This is a genomic window from Streptomyces sp. UG1 (assembly GCF_049974585.1).
GTDB lineage: Bacteria > Actinomycetota > Actinomycetes > Streptomycetales > Streptomycetaceae > Streptomyces.
The window spans coordinates 22,384-38,536 of record NZ_JBNGGG010000053.1 but is presented as its reverse complement, the minus strand read 5'-3'; the positions used below and the strand labels follow the sequence as shown (position 1 = coordinate 38,536).

General features: G+C 72.9%; 15 protein-coding genes and 1 pseudogene. 3 read left to right on the top strand and 13 right to left on the bottom strand.

The genetic code is table 11. The annotated features are described in order from the left end of the window. Positions 1-2 precede the first annotated feature (2 nt). The 11 genes from ACP4J3_RS43115 to ACP4J3_RS43065 form a co-directional block, all read right to left on the bottom strand. Positions 3-578 (bottom strand): Rv1733c family protein, encoded by a 576-nt coding sequence (locus tag ACP4J3_RS43115; protein WP_426542451.1) that lies wholly within the window; start codon positions 576-578, stop codon positions 3-5. 31 nt (positions 579-609) lie between these two features. Next, positions 610-1,593, bottom strand: a complete 984-nt coding sequence (locus tag ACP4J3_RS43110; protein WP_426542387.1) for a hypothetical protein — start codon at positions 1,591-1,593, stop codon at positions 610-612. Between the two features lie 45 nt (positions 1,594-1,638). Then, positions 1,639-2,142 carry a flavodoxin domain-containing protein gene (locus tag ACP4J3_RS43105; protein WP_426542385.1) on the bottom strand — a complete coding sequence of 168 codons (504 nt, stop codon included), beginning with the start codon at positions 2,140-2,142 and terminating at the stop codon, positions 1,639-1,641. Positions 2,143-2,166: 24 nt separating this feature from the next. Beyond that, positions 2,167-2,898, bottom strand: coding sequence for a CBS domain-containing protein (locus tag ACP4J3_RS43100; protein ID WP_426542383.1), 732 nt, complete (start codon positions 2,896-2,898; stop codon positions 2,167-2,169). 12 nt (positions 2,899-2,910) lie between these two features. Continuing rightward, positions 2,911-5,604: a GNAT family N-acetyltransferase gene (locus ACP4J3_RS43095; RefSeq protein WP_426542381.1), complete on the bottom strand. Its 2,694-nt coding sequence runs from the start codon at positions 5,602-5,604 to the stop codon at positions 2,911-2,913. A gap of 159 nt (positions 5,605-5,763) precedes the next feature. Beyond that, positions 5,764-8,145, bottom strand: a complete 2,382-nt coding sequence (locus ACP4J3_RS43090) for a phosphoketolase family protein (protein WP_426542379.1) — start codon at positions 8,143-8,145, stop codon at positions 5,764-5,766. A 47-nt stretch (positions 8,146-8,192) separates the two neighbouring features. Next, the gene (locus tag ACP4J3_RS43085; protein ID WP_426542377.1) at positions 8,193-9,065 is read right to left on the bottom strand and encodes a universal stress protein; all 873 of its coding nucleotides are present in this window, start codon (positions 9,063-9,065) and stop codon (positions 8,193-8,195) included. Between the two features lie 5 nt (positions 9,066-9,070). Continuing rightward, positions 9,071-10,093 carry a zinc-dependent alcohol dehydrogenase gene (locus ACP4J3_RS43080; protein WP_426542375.1) on the bottom strand — a complete coding sequence of 341 codons (1,023 nt, stop codon included), beginning with the start codon at positions 10,091-10,093 and terminating at the stop codon, positions 9,071-9,073. 25 nt (positions 10,094-10,118) lie between these two features. Next, the gene (locus ACP4J3_RS43075; protein ID WP_426542373.1) at positions 10,119-11,024 is read right to left on the bottom strand and encodes a universal stress protein; all 906 of its coding nucleotides are present in this window, start codon (positions 11,022-11,024) and stop codon (positions 10,119-10,121) included. Positions 11,025-11,134: 110 nt separating this feature from the next. Further along, positions 11,135-11,752 carry a hypothetical protein gene (locus tag ACP4J3_RS43070; RefSeq protein ID WP_426542371.1) on the bottom strand — a complete coding sequence of 206 codons (618 nt, stop codon included), beginning with the start codon at positions 11,750-11,752 and terminating at the stop codon, positions 11,135-11,137. Between the two features lie 138 nt (positions 11,753-11,890). Continuing rightward, positions 11,891-12,814, bottom strand: coding sequence for a carbamate kinase (locus ACP4J3_RS43065; RefSeq protein WP_426542369.1), 924 nt, complete (start codon positions 12,812-12,814; stop codon positions 11,891-11,893). Positions 12,815-13,052: 238 nt separating this feature from the next. Between ACP4J3_RS43065 and ACP4J3_RS43060 the strand changes: the two genes are divergently transcribed. The 3 genes from ACP4J3_RS43060 to ACP4J3_RS43050 all read left to right on the top strand — a co-directional run bounded on the left by ACP4J3_RS43060 (position 13,053) and on the right by ACP4J3_RS43050 (position 14,980). Continuing rightward, positions 13,053-13,517, top strand: a complete 465-nt coding sequence (locus tag ACP4J3_RS43060) for a Crp/Fnr family transcriptional regulator (protein ID WP_426542367.1) — start codon at positions 13,053-13,055, stop codon at positions 13,515-13,517. 132 nt (positions 13,518-13,649) lie between these two features. Beyond that, complete coding sequence (locus ACP4J3_RS43055; protein ID WP_426542365.1) at positions 13,650-14,171, top strand: CBS domain-containing protein; 522 nt, start codon at positions 13,650-13,652, stop codon at positions 14,169-14,171. A gap of 107 nt (positions 14,172-14,278) precedes the next feature. Further along, complete coding sequence (locus tag ACP4J3_RS43050; RefSeq protein ID WP_426542363.1) at positions 14,279-14,980, top strand: response regulator; 702 nt, start codon at positions 14,279-14,281, stop codon at positions 14,978-14,980. On the opposite strand, the gene ACP4J3_RS43045 is transcribed toward ACP4J3_RS43050, so the two are convergent. After that, positions 14,977-15,936, bottom strand: coding sequence for an alpha/beta hydrolase (locus ACP4J3_RS43045; protein ID WP_426542361.1), 960 nt, complete (start codon positions 15,934-15,936; stop codon positions 14,977-14,979). The genes ACP4J3_RS43050 and ACP4J3_RS43045 overlap by 4 nt on opposite strands. Before the next feature lie 20 nt (positions 15,937-15,956). Then, a pseudogene (locus ACP4J3_RS43040) lies at positions 15,957-16,112 on the bottom strand (putative quinol monooxygenase); the annotation flags it as partial. Positions 16,113-16,153 lie beyond the last annotated feature (41 nt).

Here is a 16,153-nt window from a genome sequence, read left to right as displayed (position 1 = left end):
CGTCAGCCGGCCTTCCGCCGCCACCGGGGACCGACCTCGGCCCACTCCGTCTCCCATTGCCGCAGCCGCTGCCGCTCCAGGTGGGCGATCGCGGCCCAGCCGGCGAGAACCGGCAGCGCGCCGACGCCCACCGCGGCCGCCGTGCCCAGCACCGCGCCCTGGAGTTCGGCCTGGTCACGGGTCGGGGGCGCGGGCACGAGCCGTCCCTTGTCGTTCAGCCACACCCGCGTCGTCTCCCCTGCCTTACGGCCGGGCTCGACGCGGGCCAGTCCCGTCCCGGAGGTGCCGTCCGCGGCGGCCCAGCGGACCTTGGCCCAGACGCGGGCGCTGTCGGCGCCCTCGGTGGCGGACGTGGACGTCTCCGCGTCCTCGGTGAGCACCGCCGTGACGGGGTGCCGCTGCGCCCGCAGGCCGTTCATGTCGCGCTCGACGGCGTGCGCGGTCAGGACGCCCGTGACGACGGCGACAAGGACGGCGGACGTCCAGGCCAGGAGGATCAGCCAGGCCTCCGTCAGGTAGCTGCGGCGCCTGAGAGGGTTGCGCCTCAGGCGCCAGCACAGTCGCCCGGGCCGGGTCATCGTCGTCACCGGTCCCGAAGGACGTCGCGGATCAGCACCTCGGCGGGCGGCCGACGGAGGGTGCGCGAGGTGCGGGTCGTACGGCCGAGGCGCAGGACCACCTGCGGGAACCGGCCGCCGACGAGGTGCGTGCGCAACTGAGCCCGCAGTACGGGCAGTTCGAGGGGCTGGGTGTGGAAGGCCGCCGCGACGTGGTGGGCGGTCGCGTGCAGGAGGAGCCGTTGGAGGGCCTGGCCGAGCGGAGCCAGTCGGTGCGGCTGTCGCCGGGTGTGGACAGCACGGCGACGGTCCCGGTGCGTCCGGTCCATCGGCGGCCGGGGCGAACCCAGTACGGCGCGAGCCCGAGATAGTCGCGGCCGGCGAGCAGGACGGTGTCCGAGTGGTGGCGGCATGCCTCCACGGGCACCCCCTCCGGGCCGACGAGCCGGCGGATCTCGGCGGCGTGACGCGGATCCGCGCGATGCAGATCCTCGGCGGTGCGCACCAGGTCCGCGAGCAGCCGGAGCTTCTCCGGCTCGTCGATGACCAGCAGCTCGGCGCCCTCGGCACGGACGTGCTCGTGGAGTTCGTCGAGGAGGGTGTCCGGCACGGGGTCGGGGCCGAAGGGCCCGCGGTGGGTGTGCCGGTGGGGCATGGCGCCGGCCATCACCGTCTCCTCCGGCGTGGCCGGGGCGTGGGCCGCGTAGGCCACGTGCGCCAGGTGACTGGAGTTCCCTGTCGGCAGGAGTTCGACGGCGGGCTGGAAGCCCAACTGGCGTACGGCCATGCGCACGTTGAACAGGGCGGCCCCGCAGGCTATGACCGCCTCCCGGCCGCCGGGGTCGGTGAGGATCATCCGCCGCCCCCCGTGCAGATACACCTCGAAGCCGTGGTCGCGGCCCTCCTCGGCGAAGAGCCACGGCTGGCAGTTGTGCGGTGAGGGCGCCAGGGAAGCGGCGCGGGCCAGGTGGAGAGCGGCGTGACCGTGGCCCACGCGGGCGGCGGCGGGGCCGGGGATCTCGTACGACAGGGACATGGTGCTGCCACCCTTCGTGGACGTTCCTGGCCCGCGCTGCCTGGCTCAGGCCGTGGTGACCAGGTCGTGGGCGACGCCGCGCGACCAGTCCTCGATCCGGGCGAAGTCCCGGTAGTCGCCGCCCTTTCCGTTCTTGATGATCATCCTCGCGACCCATCCCTTGGCGCCCTCCTCCAGGCAGCCGCCGAAGGTGACGTGCCCCTTCGCGCCGAGCCGGGTCATGGCCCGCTGCAGTCCGGGCACGGGCGGGATGTCCCGCTCGGAGGCCGAGGGGTCCAGCGGGCCGCTGCTGAACAGCCACAGCGGGCGTCCCGCCAGCTCACCGCCGTGCCGCTTGAGGAACCGGCGGGAGTCCTTGCGCCAGCGTCCGGCGTACAGTCCGCCGCCGACCACGACGGCGTCGTACACGTCCACACGGGCCACGGAGCGAGCCGGCAGGGCCTCGGCGGTGAGGCCTTCCTTGCGCAGGACCTCGGCCACCGCCTCGGCGATCTGCGCCGTCGATCCGTTGGTCGTCCCGTAGGCGACCAGCACCTTGGTGGCGGTCATGGTGCTCCGCCTCCTTTCACCACATCACAGCTTGCGCAGCCACTCGTCGGCGACGCCGTGCAGCGCCGGGGAGTCGGGCCTCACATGCGAGTCGTCCAGTCGGTGGGTGAGCTTGTCGACGACCGCGACGACGCCGTCGATCTGCCGGGTCATGGACAGGGCGATCTCCGTCTCGCTCTTGCGCTCCATCTGGCCGAGCAGCGTGACCACGCCCTCGGTGACGGAGACGGCGATGCTGCGCGGCGGCAGCCACAGGGCCAGGACCAGGACCTCGTCGACGACCTCGGCGCGGATGGCCTCGTCCGGCCGCAGGAAGACCTGGAGCAGGTCGCGGCGGGTGACGATCCCCACCAGCCGCTGCTGCTCGTCGAGGACGGGCAGCCGTTCCACGTGGTGCTTCGCCATGGTCCGGGCGGCCTCGACGATGGTGTCGTCGGCGTGCACCGTGACGGCGGGCTCGGTCATGAGCTGCCCGGCCGTGCGGGCCCGGACCTTCACGGCCCGCTCCCGGCCGGTGCGGGTCAGCCGGTCGAAGCGGAAGCGCTTCCTGAGCTCGTACGGGTCGGGGGTCTCAGCCTGCCGGACCATCAGGTCGGTCTCGGAGATGACGCCGATGACCCGCTCGTCCTCGTCGACGACCGGCAGTCCGCTGATGCGGTGGTCACCGAGCAGCCGGGCGACCTCCTTGAACGGGGTGCCGTACTCGGCGCGGACGACCTCCGTGGTCATCACGGAGCCGACCTTGTTGTGCTTCATGACTGTTCCTCCTCAGCGGAGTCGGCGCAGATACGGGTCCTGGGGCCTGCGCGGCAGCAGGCGGATGCGCGCGTCGAGCACGGTGACCCTGCCCGATGTCGCGAGCACGGGGTTGAAGTCCGCCTCGGCGAGCTGGGGCAGGTCACTCGCCATGCGGGACAGCCGCAGCAGCAGTTGTTCGAGGCCCTGGAGGTCCACGGGCCGGGCGCCGTTCGTGCCGAGCAGGAGCGGGGCGCAGCGCGGGGACGTGATCAGGTCGTGGACGTCGTGGTCGGTGAGCGGGGCGAGCCGTGCGGCGTGGTCGGCGAGGACCTCCGTCGCGGTGCCGCCGAGTCCGAACAGGACGAGGGGGCCGAAGACCTGGTCCTGGACGACGCCGGCGAACAGTTCGGTGCCGCGGTCGGCGAGCGGCTGGATCAGCACGCCTTCCAGCAGCCCGGCGAACCTGGTCTCCAGGTCGCGGAAGGCGGCGCGGACTTGATGGTCGCCGCGCAGATCGAGGTGGACGGCGTGTTCGGCGCTCTTGTGGACCAGGCCCGGCCAGTGGCCCTTCATCACGACCCGGCCGTCGGCGCCGCGCAGCCGGTCCGCGGCGAGGACGGCGTCGTTCTCGGTGTCCGCCCAGGCCCAGGCCGGCTGGGGAATGCCGTAGCAGCCGAGGAGTTCGGCGCACTGTCGCGGGTCGAGCCAGCCGCCGTCGGGGTGCCGGTCGAGGTAGGCCTCGACGACGGTGTGGGCGCGGTCCGTCTCGATGCCGTCGAGGTCGGGGACCGTCCCGGCGGGCCGGGCCAGCCAGGCGGTGCGCCGGGCCGCATGGGCCAACGCCCGGGCCGCCGCCTGGGGTTCGGCGTACGACGGGATGGTGGTGTCGTCGGCAGCGGGCAACAGCTCGACCGACAGCCCCTGTTCGAGTCGTACCGCGACGATCGGCTCGGGGTGTCGTCCGGGGATGTGGGTGAGGGCTCGGACGAGGTCGTCGCCGGTCGCCGCGGCGACCGCGGTGGGGACGAGGGCCACGAGGACGGCGTCGGCGGCGCCGTTCCGCATGATCCGGACCACGCAGTCCGTGAGCTGCTCCTCCGTGACGGCGGCGGTGGCGTCGACGGGGTTGCCGACGGCGGCGCCTTCCGGGAGGACGGCGCGCAGGTCGTCGATCAGTTCCGGGGTGAGCGCGGGGAGTTGCAGCCCGGCCTCGGCGCAGGCGTCGGCGGCGAGGACCCCCGCTCCCCCGGCGTTGGTGACGATGGCGACGCGGGGCCCCTCGGGCAGCGGCTGGGAGTGCAACAGCGCGGCCGCTTCGAGGAGTTCGCCGCAGGAGCGGGTGGCGGTGATGCCCGCCTGGGTGAACAGCGCGCCGCGCGTCATGGTGCGGGTGGCGGCGGCCGCGGTGTGCGAGGCGGCAGCGCGGCGGCCCGCCTCGGTGCGGCCGGCGTCGACGGTCAGGAACGGCATCCGGCGGGTCACGCGGCGGGCCGTGTGCGAGAAGGCGCGCGGGCTGCCGAAGGACTCCAGGTGGAGCAAGGCGAGATCGGTGTGGCCGTCGCTCTCCCACCACTGGAGCATGTCGTTGCCGCTGACGTCGTACTTGTCGCCGAGGGAGGCGAAGGAGGAGACGCCGATGCCGAGCCGGGACAGCCCGTCGAGCAGGGCGATGCCGACGCCGCCGGACTGGACGGCGACGCCCGCGGTGCCGGGGCGCGGATGGCCGGCGGCGAAGGTGGCGTCCAGGCGCAGCTCGGGGTCGGTGTTGGAGACGCCGAGGCAGTTCGGCCCGACGAGGCGCATGCCGTGGGCGCGGCAGGCCTCCAGCAGGGCCCGCGCCTGGCCGGCGTCCAGTCCCGCGGTGACGACCAGCAGCGCGCGCACGCCCGCCTTGCCGCACTCCTCGGCGGCGCCGGGGACCGCGGCGGCGGGTACGGCGAGGATCGCGAGGTCGGGGGTCGTGGGCAGGGCGCCGACCGAGGAGTGGCAGGGCACGCCGAGGATCGAGTTCGCGCGCGGGTTCACCGCGAACAGGCGGCCGGTGTAGCGGCCCGCGTGCAGGTGGTGCAGGATCGCCCGGCCCACCGAGCCCGCCTTGCGTCCGGCGCCGACGACGGCGACGGTGCGCGGCCGCAGCGGTGGTTCGAGGCTCGCGACGTCGGCGGCACGGCCGCGTTCCTCCACGGCCGTGAGATAGGTGTCGCTCTGGTCGAGGGCGATCGTGCAGCGCACCTCCGGGCCCTCGAAGCGGCGGGTGGTCCGCAGGCCGAGGTCGGCGAAGAGCTTCAGCACCTCGTGGTTCTCGCTCAGCACGTCGGCCGTGAACTCGGTGACGCCCTCGGCGCGGGCCGCGGAGACCAGGTGCTCGACGAGCAGGGTGCCGACGCCCCGGTGGTGCAGTCCGTCGGCGACCGCGATGGAGATCTCCGCCGTGGTCCCGGTGCCGTCCCGGTCGTACTCGGCGAGACCGATCACCCGGCCGCCGGTCTCGGCCAGCAGCGCCCGGTACCCGGGGCCCGCCCCGGCGCAGGCCCGGTCGGCGGCCATCTGGGCGGAGCGGCGGCTTGCGGCGAAGAACCTCAGGCGCAGGTTCTCCGGGGACATCTCCTCGTACAGCCCCTGCACCTGGTCGTGACCGTCCCGCCGCACGGGGCGGATGCACACGGTGGTGCCGTCCGCGAGCAGGGCGTGGACCGTGGGCCGACTGAGCGTGTCGTCCGTCATCGCGGTTCCCCTCGGCATTCCTCCGGGTCTTCCCCGGCACTTAGAGCGTCCAGCGGAACGGGCGGCGGCCCCATGGGCTGTCCGGGCGGTGTGGGTGGGCCGGTCGGCCCTGTGTGCGGGGCCGGGCGGCGGGCGGTCCGGCCCACCTCGAAGACCTGGTCAGGCGTTCCAGGTCCAGTCGGCGACCTCGGGCAGGTCGGTGCCGTGCTCGCGGATCCAGGCGTGGTGGCGGGTGCGGGCATCGGCCATCTGCTGGCGTACCGCGGTGGCGCGCACCGCGAGGCCGGGGACGCGGTCGATGACGTCCATGACCAGGCGGTAGCGGTCGAGGTCGTTGCGGACGACCATGTCGAACGGCGTGGTCGTGGTCCCGGACTCCTTGTAGCCGCGCACATGCAGGTTGGGGTGACCGGTGCGGCGGTAGGCGAGGCGGTGGATCAGCCACGGATAGCCGTGGTACGCGAAGATCACCGGCTTGTCCTTGGTGAACAGACCGTCGTACTCGAACTCCGTCATGCCGTGCGGGTGTTCCTCGCGCGGCAGCAGCCGGGTCATGTCGACGACGTTGACCACGCGCACGGCCAGGCCGGGCAGATGGCGGCGGAGCAACTGGGCGGCCGCCAGGACCTCCTGGGTGGGCACGTCGCCCGCGCAGGCGAGCACGACGTCGGGCTCGGCGCCGTCCTCCGTGCCGGCCCAGTCCCAGATGCCGGCTCCGCGTGCACAGTGGGCGCGGGCGGCGTCCATGGACAGCCAGTCGAAGCAGGGCTGCTTGCCGGCGACGATCACATTGACGTAGTCGCGGCTGCGCAGGGCGTGGCCGGCGACGGACAGGAGCGTGTTGGCGTCCGGCGGCAGATAGACCCGTACGACTTCGGGGCTCTTGTTGAGGACGTGGTCGACGAAGCCGGGGTCCTGGTGGGAGAAGCCGTTGTGGTCCTGCCGCCACACATGGGAGGTCAGCAGGTAGTTGAGGGAGGCGATGGGCGCGCGCCACGGCAGCCCCCTGGACGTCTTCAGCCACTTGATGTGCTGGTTGACCATGGAGTCGACGATGTGCACGAACGCCTCGTAGCTGGCGAACAGTCCGTGCCGGCCGGTGAGGAGGTAGCCCTCCAGCCAGCCCTGGCAGGTGTGTTCGGAGAGGATCTCCAGCACCCGGCCGTGCCGGTCCAGGTGCTCGTCGACCGGAAGTGTCCCGGCCTGCCAGGCCTTGCCGCTGGCGTCGAAGACGGCCTGGAGCCGGTTGGAGGCGGTCTCGTCCGGGCCGACGACCCTGAAGTCCCGGCGGATACGGGTGTCCTTCATGACCTGTTCCAGCAGGTCGCCGAGGATCCGGGTCGGCTCGTGCAGGGTCGTGCCCGGCTTGTCGACCGGTACGGCGAAGGAGTCCAGGGACCGCACGGGCAGGTCGCGCATGAGGAGACCGCCGTTGGCGTGCGGGGTGGCGCCCAGGCGGCGGGCGCCCTCGGGGACGCAGGCGAGGACGTCGGCGACGGGTGTGCCGTCCGGGTGGAACAGTTCCTCGGGCCGGTACGAGCGCAGCCACGCCTCGAGTTGGCGCAGGTGGTCCGGGTTCTCCCGGACGCCGGCGAGCGGGACCTGGTGGGCGCGCCAGGTTCCCTCCACCGGCACACCGTCGACCTCGGCGGGGCCGGTCCAGCCCTTCGGTGTGCGCAGCACGATCATCGGCCAGTGGGCGCGCTCGCCGATGCCGTCCTCACGGGCGGTGCGCTGGAGCACGGCGATCCGGTCGAGCGCGTCGTCCAGGGCGTGGGCCAGGGCGCGGTGCACGGTGGCCGGGTCGTCGCCGGTGACGTGGAGGGGTTCGTGGCCGTATCCGCGCAGCAGGGCGTCCAGTTCGTGCTCGGGCAGGCGGGACAGCACGGTCGGGTTGGCGATCTTGTAGCCGTTGAGGTGCAGGATCGGCAGGACGGCGCCGTCGTGGACCGGGTCGAGGAACTTGTTGGAGTGCCAGGAGGCGGCCAGCGGACCGGTCTCCGCCTCGCCGTCGCCGATGACGCAGGCGACGACCAGGTCGGGGTTGTCGAAGGCGGCGCCGTAGGCGTGGGAGAGCGAGTAGCCGAGCTCGCCGCCCTCATGGATGGAGCCCGGGACCTCCGGCGCCACATGGCTGGGCACGCCGCCGGGGAAGGAGAACTGCCGGAACAGCCGCTCCATCCCCTGTGCGTCGCGCGTCACGTCCGGATAGGTCTCGCTGTAGCTGCCGTCCAGCCAGGAGCCGGCCAGCACGGACGGCCCTCCGTGCCCCGGGCCCCACACGCACAGGGCGTCGAGCCCGCGCTCCTTGATGACGCGGTTGAGGTGGGTGTACACGAGGTTCAGGCCCGGCGAGGTGCCCCAGTGACCCAGCAGTCGCGGCTTGATGTGCTCCGGCGCGAGGGGCTCGGTCAGCAGCGGGTTCGACATCAGGTAGATCTGTCCGGCGGCGAGGTAGTTGGCGGCCCGCCAGTGGGCGTCGAGCCGGTGCAGTTCGTCGTCGGTCAGTTCGGTGCCGGGCCGGCGTTCCAGCTCTGCCATGGGTGACTCCGTAGGTCATGGGGGGGGTTCAACAGCAAACGGGCCGGTCAGGCCGGCTGCGGTACGACGGCGACCGGGCAGGCCGAGTGGTGCAGTGCCGTGTGGGCGACGCGGCCGAGCTGGAGCCCGAGGTGGCCGGCGCGACGCTTGGCGCCGACGATCAGGAGGTCGGCGCTGTGCGAGGCGTCCACCAGCACGCGGCGGGCGTGCCCCTCGAGGGTCCGGCGGTGCACCTGAAGATCCGGCGGGGCGTCCCGCAGGGCCTTGGCCAGTGTCTCCTCGGCGTCCCGCTCGTGCAGCTCGGCGGGTGCTCCGGTGAGCAGCGGGTGGTCGGTGGTCTCGTGCGCGGGGCACCGCCAGGCCCGTATCGCTTCCAGGGGGACGCCGCGGCGCCGGGCCTCCTCGTAGGCGAAGCGCACCGCCGCCGAGTCCTCGGCGCCGTCGCCGACGCCCACCACGATCCGTCCGTGCACCGGTGGTGTCGCCTGGTTGTCGTGGCTGCCGCGGAGCACGACCACGGGGCAGTGGGCGTGTGCGGCGGCCGTCAGGCTGACGGCGCCGAGCAGCGCCTCGGCGAGCGAACTGCGGCCGCGACTGCCGACGACCAGCGCGCAGGCGTTCCGGCTCGCGCGCACCAGGGCGTACTCGGGCTCCTCGAACAGCACGTCGGAGGTCACCGTCAGATCCGGGTGCCGATCGTGTGCCCGTCGGGCGGCGGCGCCGGTGATCTCCTGGGGCAGCCGCCGCGCCGAGGCCTTGCCGAGGTCCTTGGCCAGTGCGGCACGCTCGTACTGCTCCCACAGGCAGGCGTACACGACGCTGAGCGGCACCCCGCGCAGTGCGGCCTCGTCGGACGCCCAGTCGACGGCCCGCAGGCTGGGCTCCGAGCCGTCGACGCCGACGACGATCGGCAGGTCCATCGCCGTCACCGCTGCGCGCCGAGGTCGAACACGATCCGGGCCTTGACCTGGCCGCGCAGCACCTCGTCGATGGACTCGTTGACGGAGGCGAGCGGGCGGGTCTCGCAGATGACCTTCGTATGGCCGGCCGCGTGCAGTTGGAAGACCTCGGCGAGGTCCTGCCGGGTGCCCACGATCGAGCCGATCACGCTCGTCCCGTTCAGGACGGTGTCGAAGATCGGGACCTGGACGGTGCCGTGCGCGGGCAGGGCGACCATGACGAGCCTGCCGCCGCGCCGCAGACCGGAGTTGACGTCGGCGAACGCCTTGTCGTTCACGGCGAGGGCGATCGCGGCGTGAACGCCGCCGTGCCGCTTCAGCACCTCGCCGACGTCCTCCTTGCGGGCGTCGATGACGATGTCGGCGCCCAGTTCGGCGGCGAGTTCGAGCTTGTCGTCAGTGACGTCGACGGCCGCGACGGTGGCTCCGGCGATCTTCGCGTACTGCACCGCCAGGTGCCCGAGTCCGCCGACTCCGGAGATCGCGACTAGCTGGGAGGGCTGGACGCCTGCGACCTTGAGCGCCTTGTACGTGGTCACGCCGGCGCAGGTCAGCGGGGCGGCGTCGACGGCGGTGACACCGTCCGGCACGGGCTGCGCGAAGTCGGCCCAGGCGAGCACCTTCTCCGCGTAGCCGCCGTCGCAGCCGTAGCCGGTGTTGATCTGCCGCTCGCACAGCGTCTCCCAGCCGGACAGGCAGTGCTCGCACCGCCCGCAGGCCCAGCCCAGCCACGGCACGGCGACCCGCCAGCCGACGGCGAGGTGGGTGACGCCGTCGCCGAGCTTCTCGACGAGGCCGACGCCCTCGTGTCCGGGGACGAACGGCGGGTTGGGCTTGACCGGCCAGTCGCCGTGCGCGGCGTGGATGTCGGTGTGGCACAGCCCGGAGGCCTCGACACGGATGCGGACCTGGCCGGGGCCGGGTTCGGGGTCGGGGCGCTCCTCGATGACCAGGGGCTCGCCGAAGGCTCGGACGACCGCTGCCTTCATGGGGTCAACTCCTCGGGACTCGGTGTCAGTTGTGGGCGACGACCGCTACGGGGGCGGCGGCGTGGTGCAGGACGGCGTGGGTGATCGGGCCGATGTGCGCGCCGAACGGGCTGCGGCGGACACGGCGGCCGACGACGACCAGGGATGCCTCGCGGGAGGCGTCCACCAGGTGGGCGCCGGGGCTGCCGGACGGGGACTCCTCGGTGACTTCCACGTTCGGGTGCTTCTGGCGCCAGGGGCGCAGCGTTTCCGTCAGGATGGCGGCCTTCTGCCGGGTGAGTTCGTCGTGGAGCCGGACGTCGCGGGACAGTCCGTAGACGTAGTACGGCGGCAGGTTCCAGCCGTGCAGCACCCGCAGGCCGGTCTCGCGGCGGGCGGCCGCCTCGAAGGCGAACTCGATCACCGAGTCGTCGGGGCTCTCGGCGTCGAGGCCGAGGAGGACGGGCCGGTAGCCGGTGGCGGCCGAGGGGATGCCCGCCGGGTCCGGTTCGTGCTCGTCGGCCGCCTGCTCCCCGGCGCGGACCAGGACGACCGGCCGGGTGGAGTGCGCCACGACGGACAGGCCGACGGAGCCGACCATGAAGCCGCCGAACCCGCTCAGTCCGCGGGAGCCGAGGGCCAGCAGCTCCGCGTCCTCGGTGGCCTTGACCAGGGTCTCGGCGTAGGCACCGGTGAGCTGCTCGGTGGTCACCTCGATGCCGGGGTGGCGCAGCCTGATCCCCTCGGCGGCCTCGCGCGGGATCCGCTCGGTCCAGTGCTGCTGGGTCTCGGTGCCGAGCAGCGGGGCCTGGGCCATGGGTTCCGGGACGGGCTCCCAGACGTTGACGATCTTCAACGGCAGGCCGCGCAGCTTCGCCTCGCGCGCCGCCCATTCGGCGGCGGCCCGGCTCTCGGACGAGCCGTCGAGGCCTACTACAACGGTGCGGACCATGATGTCTGCCTCCTGGTCAGGGATCTGTGTCCAGAGTCGGATGTGCGGGTGCCCTCGTGGAGGGGCCGCTGGTCCCCGGTCGGGACCGACCGGCCCAGCGGCCCCTGGACTCACCGCAGCCAGGGGTTGCGGCTGACGAAGGGCAGCCGGGCCCAGGCCTTGCCGAGTCCCCAGACCGCGCCGGCTCCCACCGCCGCGAGGGCGATCAGGACGACGGCGTACACGACGTGGTACTCGGCGAACGGGTTGGCCGACATGCTCGGCGAGCCGTCGGACAGGTGCTTGGCCGGCGGCCACTGGGCGATCCACATCAGCGCCATCATCAACGTGCCCGCCACCGCGGCGAGCCGCAGCCCGATGCCCAGGACCAGCGCCAGACCGATGCCGAGCAGACCGAGCATGAACAGCCAGTCCGCCCAGCCGGCCCCGGCCCAGTCGTGGAACGTGGACTCCATCGGCCCGGCCGCGACACCGCTGAGGAAGCCCTTGGTGGGCGAGCCGCCGTCGATCCAGCCCTTGCCGGACGGGGTCGCGTAGCCGAAGCCGAAGGTCTTGTCGAGGAACGCCCACAGGAAGATGAACCCGGTCAGCAGGCGCAGGGACGCGAAGACGTACGGGCTCGTCGCGGTCGCCGTCGTCGTGGCGGCCGCCGCCGGTGCCGTCCCGGTCCTGCGGAACGACGGAAGGTGGAAGCCGGAACTCCGGTGAGGGTGCTCGTGCACGGCCATGATGTTCCTTTCGGAGCGGATTCCCTGTTGACACCGTCCACTTTCGTGGCGCGGACATGCCCTGCCCCGATGCCGAAGGTCCGCGTCCGTTGGGCTGAACGGCCCCAACCCCGGGCCCTGTCGGGCCGCCGGTCGCCGTCAGGTGACGAACAGGTCGGGGCGCACGAGGGTGCCGGAGCGGCCGTGCACGATCTCGTACGCCGCGTCCAGGGCCCCGATCGCGGCCAGTCGGCCGGTGTTCTCCACGAACCTGGCGGCGGCCTCGGCCTTGGGGCCCATCGACTCCTGCGGGTAGTCGGCGTCGCGCAGTTCGGCGGGCGTGGCATCGAGTACGGGCCGCTGGTCCGGGGTGCCGTAGCCGGTGTACACGTTCGGGACGTCGGTGAGGACGAGGAGGAAGTCGGCCTTCAGGTCCTCGGCCAGTCGGGCGGCGGCGAGGTCCTTGTCCACGACCGCCTCCACCGCGTGCAGCTCCCCGGTCGTCCAGTCGCAGGCCACGGGGACGCCTCCCCCGCCCGCGCACACCACGACGGTCCCCATCTCCAGGAGCACCCGGACCGTGTCGGCCTCCGGGATCCGCTCGGGCGAGAGCGCGGGGACCACACGCCGCCAGCCGTGGCGGTACTCGGCCATGCACCAGCCGTACTTCGCCGCCAGGAACCGGGCCGGCCGCTCCGGGTAGACGGGGCCGACGAACCCGGTGGGGTGGTCGAACGCGGGGTCGTCGACCCGTACCCGCGTGTGCGTGACGAGTGCGACGACCCTGCGTCCGGGCAGCACCCCGCGCAGGGCGCGCACCAGGAGGGTGCCGATCAGTCCCTGGCTCTGGGCGCCGAGCAGATCCACCGGGTACGGGGCGGTGAGGGCGGTGTCGGCCGTGCTCTGGGCGGCGAGGAGGTCGAGCTGTGGCGCGTTGCCGTGCGTGACGACGAGTTCGTGCTCGTGGGCGAGGGCGGCGAGCGCGGTGGCGACACGGACGGTGTTGGCGCGCTGGACGTCCGCGTCGGGGCGTTCACCGCGGCGCAGCAGGGCGTTGCCGCCGAGGGCGACGACGATGCGCATGGTCTTTCGCCTCTCCCCTCGCCTCGCTTCGTCTCGCTTCGTCTCGCTTCGTCGAGACCGTGCCGAGCGGCGCTCTTGCCCCCATGGAACGGCGCGGCCGCGCGGCCGCACAGCGTGCCGAAGGGCCTCTCGGAGCCGCCGGGTGGCCCGGTCCTGGGGCCGGGTGGCCCATGGCTGCGGCGGCCGGTCGTGCCGACGCTGGAGGTGGTAGCTCCGCACGCCCGACCTGGAGGCACCCATGAACGCACCGGCTACGACCAGCATGCCTCGGGCACTGTCCGCCGAGCACCGGGAACGGCTGCTGCGGATCGCGCGTGAGGTGTCCTTCCCGCAGGGCGCCCGGCTCTTCGAGGAGGGCGGGCCGGCCGACCGGTTCTGGATCGTCCGGACCGGCACGGTCGACCTCGACATGCGGGTGCCCGGCCGCCAGGCCGCCGTCATCGACTCGCTCGGCCACAACGAACTCGTCGGCTGGTCCTGGCTGTACTCGCCGCACATCTGGCACCTGGGCGCGGAGGCGGCCTCGCCGCTGCGGGCCTACGAGTTCGACGCCGCCGCCGTGCGCGCGCTGTGCGAGAGCGACCCCGAGTTCGGCGGGAGCATCGCCCGCTGGGTCGGTGAGGTCGTGGCCCACCGGTTGCAGGCGGCCCGGGTCCGGCTGCTGGACCTGTACGCCCCGTACGGGAGCGGAAACCCGCGCTGAGGAGTTGGAGGGAGCCATCGTGCCCGGATCCCCGCACATCGTGCGTGATGTGATGACCCGCGACGTCGCCTCGGCCGCGACGCCGCGTTCAAGGATGTCGTACGGACGCTGCAGGACCGCAAGGTCAGCGCCGTGCCCGTGGTGGACGGCCGGGGGCGGGTCCTCGGTGTCGTCTCCGAGGCCGATCTGCTGCCCAAGGAGGAGTTCCGCGACAGCGACCCCGACCGGTACACGCAGTTGCGCCGGCTGTCCGGCCTGAGGAAGGCCGGTTCGCTGACCGCGGGCGAGCTGATGACCTCTCCCGCGATGACCGTCACGGCCGACGCCACGCTCGCCCAGGCCGCCCGCACCATGGCACGGGCCAGGGTCAAGCGGCTGCCGGTGGTGGCCGTGGACGGCCGGGTGGAGGGCATCGTCAGCCGGGCCGACCTGCTGAAGGTGTTCCTGCGGGACGACGAGGAGATCGCGGAGGAGGTGCGCCGCGAGGTCGTGTCCTACCTCTTCCCGCCGCCGGCGTCGGCGGCGCGGATCGCGGTCGACGACGGGGTCGTGACGGTGCGCGGCCGGATCCGTGACACGTCGCTGGTGCCGGTGGCCGCCCGGCTGATCCACGTCACGTTCGAACTGGACGGGTGGGACGGTGCCACCCACTGATGCTCCGAGTGGGGCCGATCGGCCCTGGTGCGCACGTCCCTGTCGGACGATGATCGTGGTCAAGGACGGCCCGCCGTCCGCCACCGTCCGGGGAACGAGGGGTCGACATGACCGAAGCGCGCCGCTTCACCGCACAGGAGCCGATCCGGGTCTTTCTGCTAGACGATCACGAGGTCGTCCGGCGCGGACTGTCCGACCTCCTGGACGCCGAGCCGGACATCTGCGTCGTCGGCGACGCGGCGAACGTGGAGCACGCCCTCGTCCGCGCCCCGGCGGTGCGGCCGCACGTGGCCGTGCTGGACGTACGCCTCCCGGACGGCGACGGCATCACGGTCTGCCGCGAGCTGCGCAGCCGGATGCCGGAGCTGGCCGTGCTGATGCTCACCTCCTTCGACGACGAGGACGCCCTGCTCGACGCGATCATGGCCGGGGCGTCCGGCTATGTGCTCAAGCAGATCAAGGGGTCCGACCTGGTGTCGGCGGTGCGCACGGTCGCCTCGGGGCAGTCCATGCTCGACCCCGCGACCACGGCCCGGCTGATGCGCTCCCTGCGCACCGAGCCCGCACAGGCTCCCGTCGAGGCGCCGGAACTGGCCGGGCTGTCCCCGCGCGAGCGGGAGATCCTCGCGCTGATCGGGGACGGTCTGACCAACCGTGAGATCGGCAGCAGGCTCTATCTGTCGGAGAAGACGGTCAAGAACCACATCTCCCGGCTGCTGGCCAAGCTGGGCGTCCAGCGGCGCGTCCAGGCCGCCGTACTCGCCACCCACCTGGAGCAGCCGGAGGCCGGCGACCGCCCGGGCCGTTAGGTGCCGGGCAGGACTCGGGCGAGCCAGTCGGTCCGGGTGCGGCGGGCCGTGGCGGAGATGCGTGCCTGCGGGTACAGCGCGTCGAACCCGTGGCAGCCGCCTGCCCAGACGTGGAGTTCGGCCTGGCCGCCCGCTGCCCAGATGCGGGTGGCGTAGTCGGTGTCCTCGTCGCGGAAAACCTCGGCGGAGCCGGTGTCGATGTACGTGGTCGGCAGGCCCGAGAGGTCGTCGGCGAGGGCGGGTGAGACGTACGCCGGCACCTGGGCGCCGGTGAGGTCGCCGAGGACGGCCCGCCATCCGAACTCGTTCATCTCGCCGGTCCAGACGCCGGGCACTCCGGAGTACTGGCGGCTGGACAGGGTGGCGTTGCGGTGGTCGAGCATCGGGCAGATCAGCATCTGCGCGGCGATCGCCGGGGTGCCGAGGTCGCGGGCCAGCAGGGTGACGCCGGCCGCGAGGCCGCCGCCCGCGCTGGCTCCCGCGACGACGATGCGGGCGGGGTCGACGCCGAGTTCGGCGGCGTGTTCGGCGACCCAGAGCAGTCCTTGGTAGCAGTCGTCGACCAGGGTGGTCCCGGTGGCCTCGGGGGCGAGCCGGTAGTCGACGGAGACCACGACCGCGCCGAACTCGTCGAGCCACTCCAGCGGGATGTCGATCTGCGAGAAGCGGTCGCCCATGACCATCCCGCCGCCGTGGATCCAGTAGACGCAGGGTGCGGCGGCGGTGCGTTTACTGTCCGCCGGACTGAGGACCGACAGGGGGATCGGGGCCCCGTCCTCGGCGGACACGGTGATCTCACGCCGGTCGACCTGCCGGTGAGTGAGGAGGGAGTCGACGGGGGTCGACGGCATCCGGCGCAGTTGTGTGAGAACCTCCGCGCTGAGCCGGGACATGAGGGGCATGTCGACGAGCAGCTCCCGCAGTTCGGGGTCAAGGGCGGGTCGGGTCGCGGTCATGATCTTTTCCTTTCGAGGGCTCAGAAGGCGGCCTTGCCGAGGACCGGGACGTGGTCGGCGTACTCAGGCTCCTTGGCCAGCAGCCCGTCGATCCGGGCCACGACGGCCTGGGCGGCCGCACCGGCGAAGATCCGGTGATGGTCCTCCTCGCTGGTCCAGCCTTCGGTGACGTCGACCAACCGGTCCATGGAATCTTCCCTCTCGGTGTTGGAGTGAG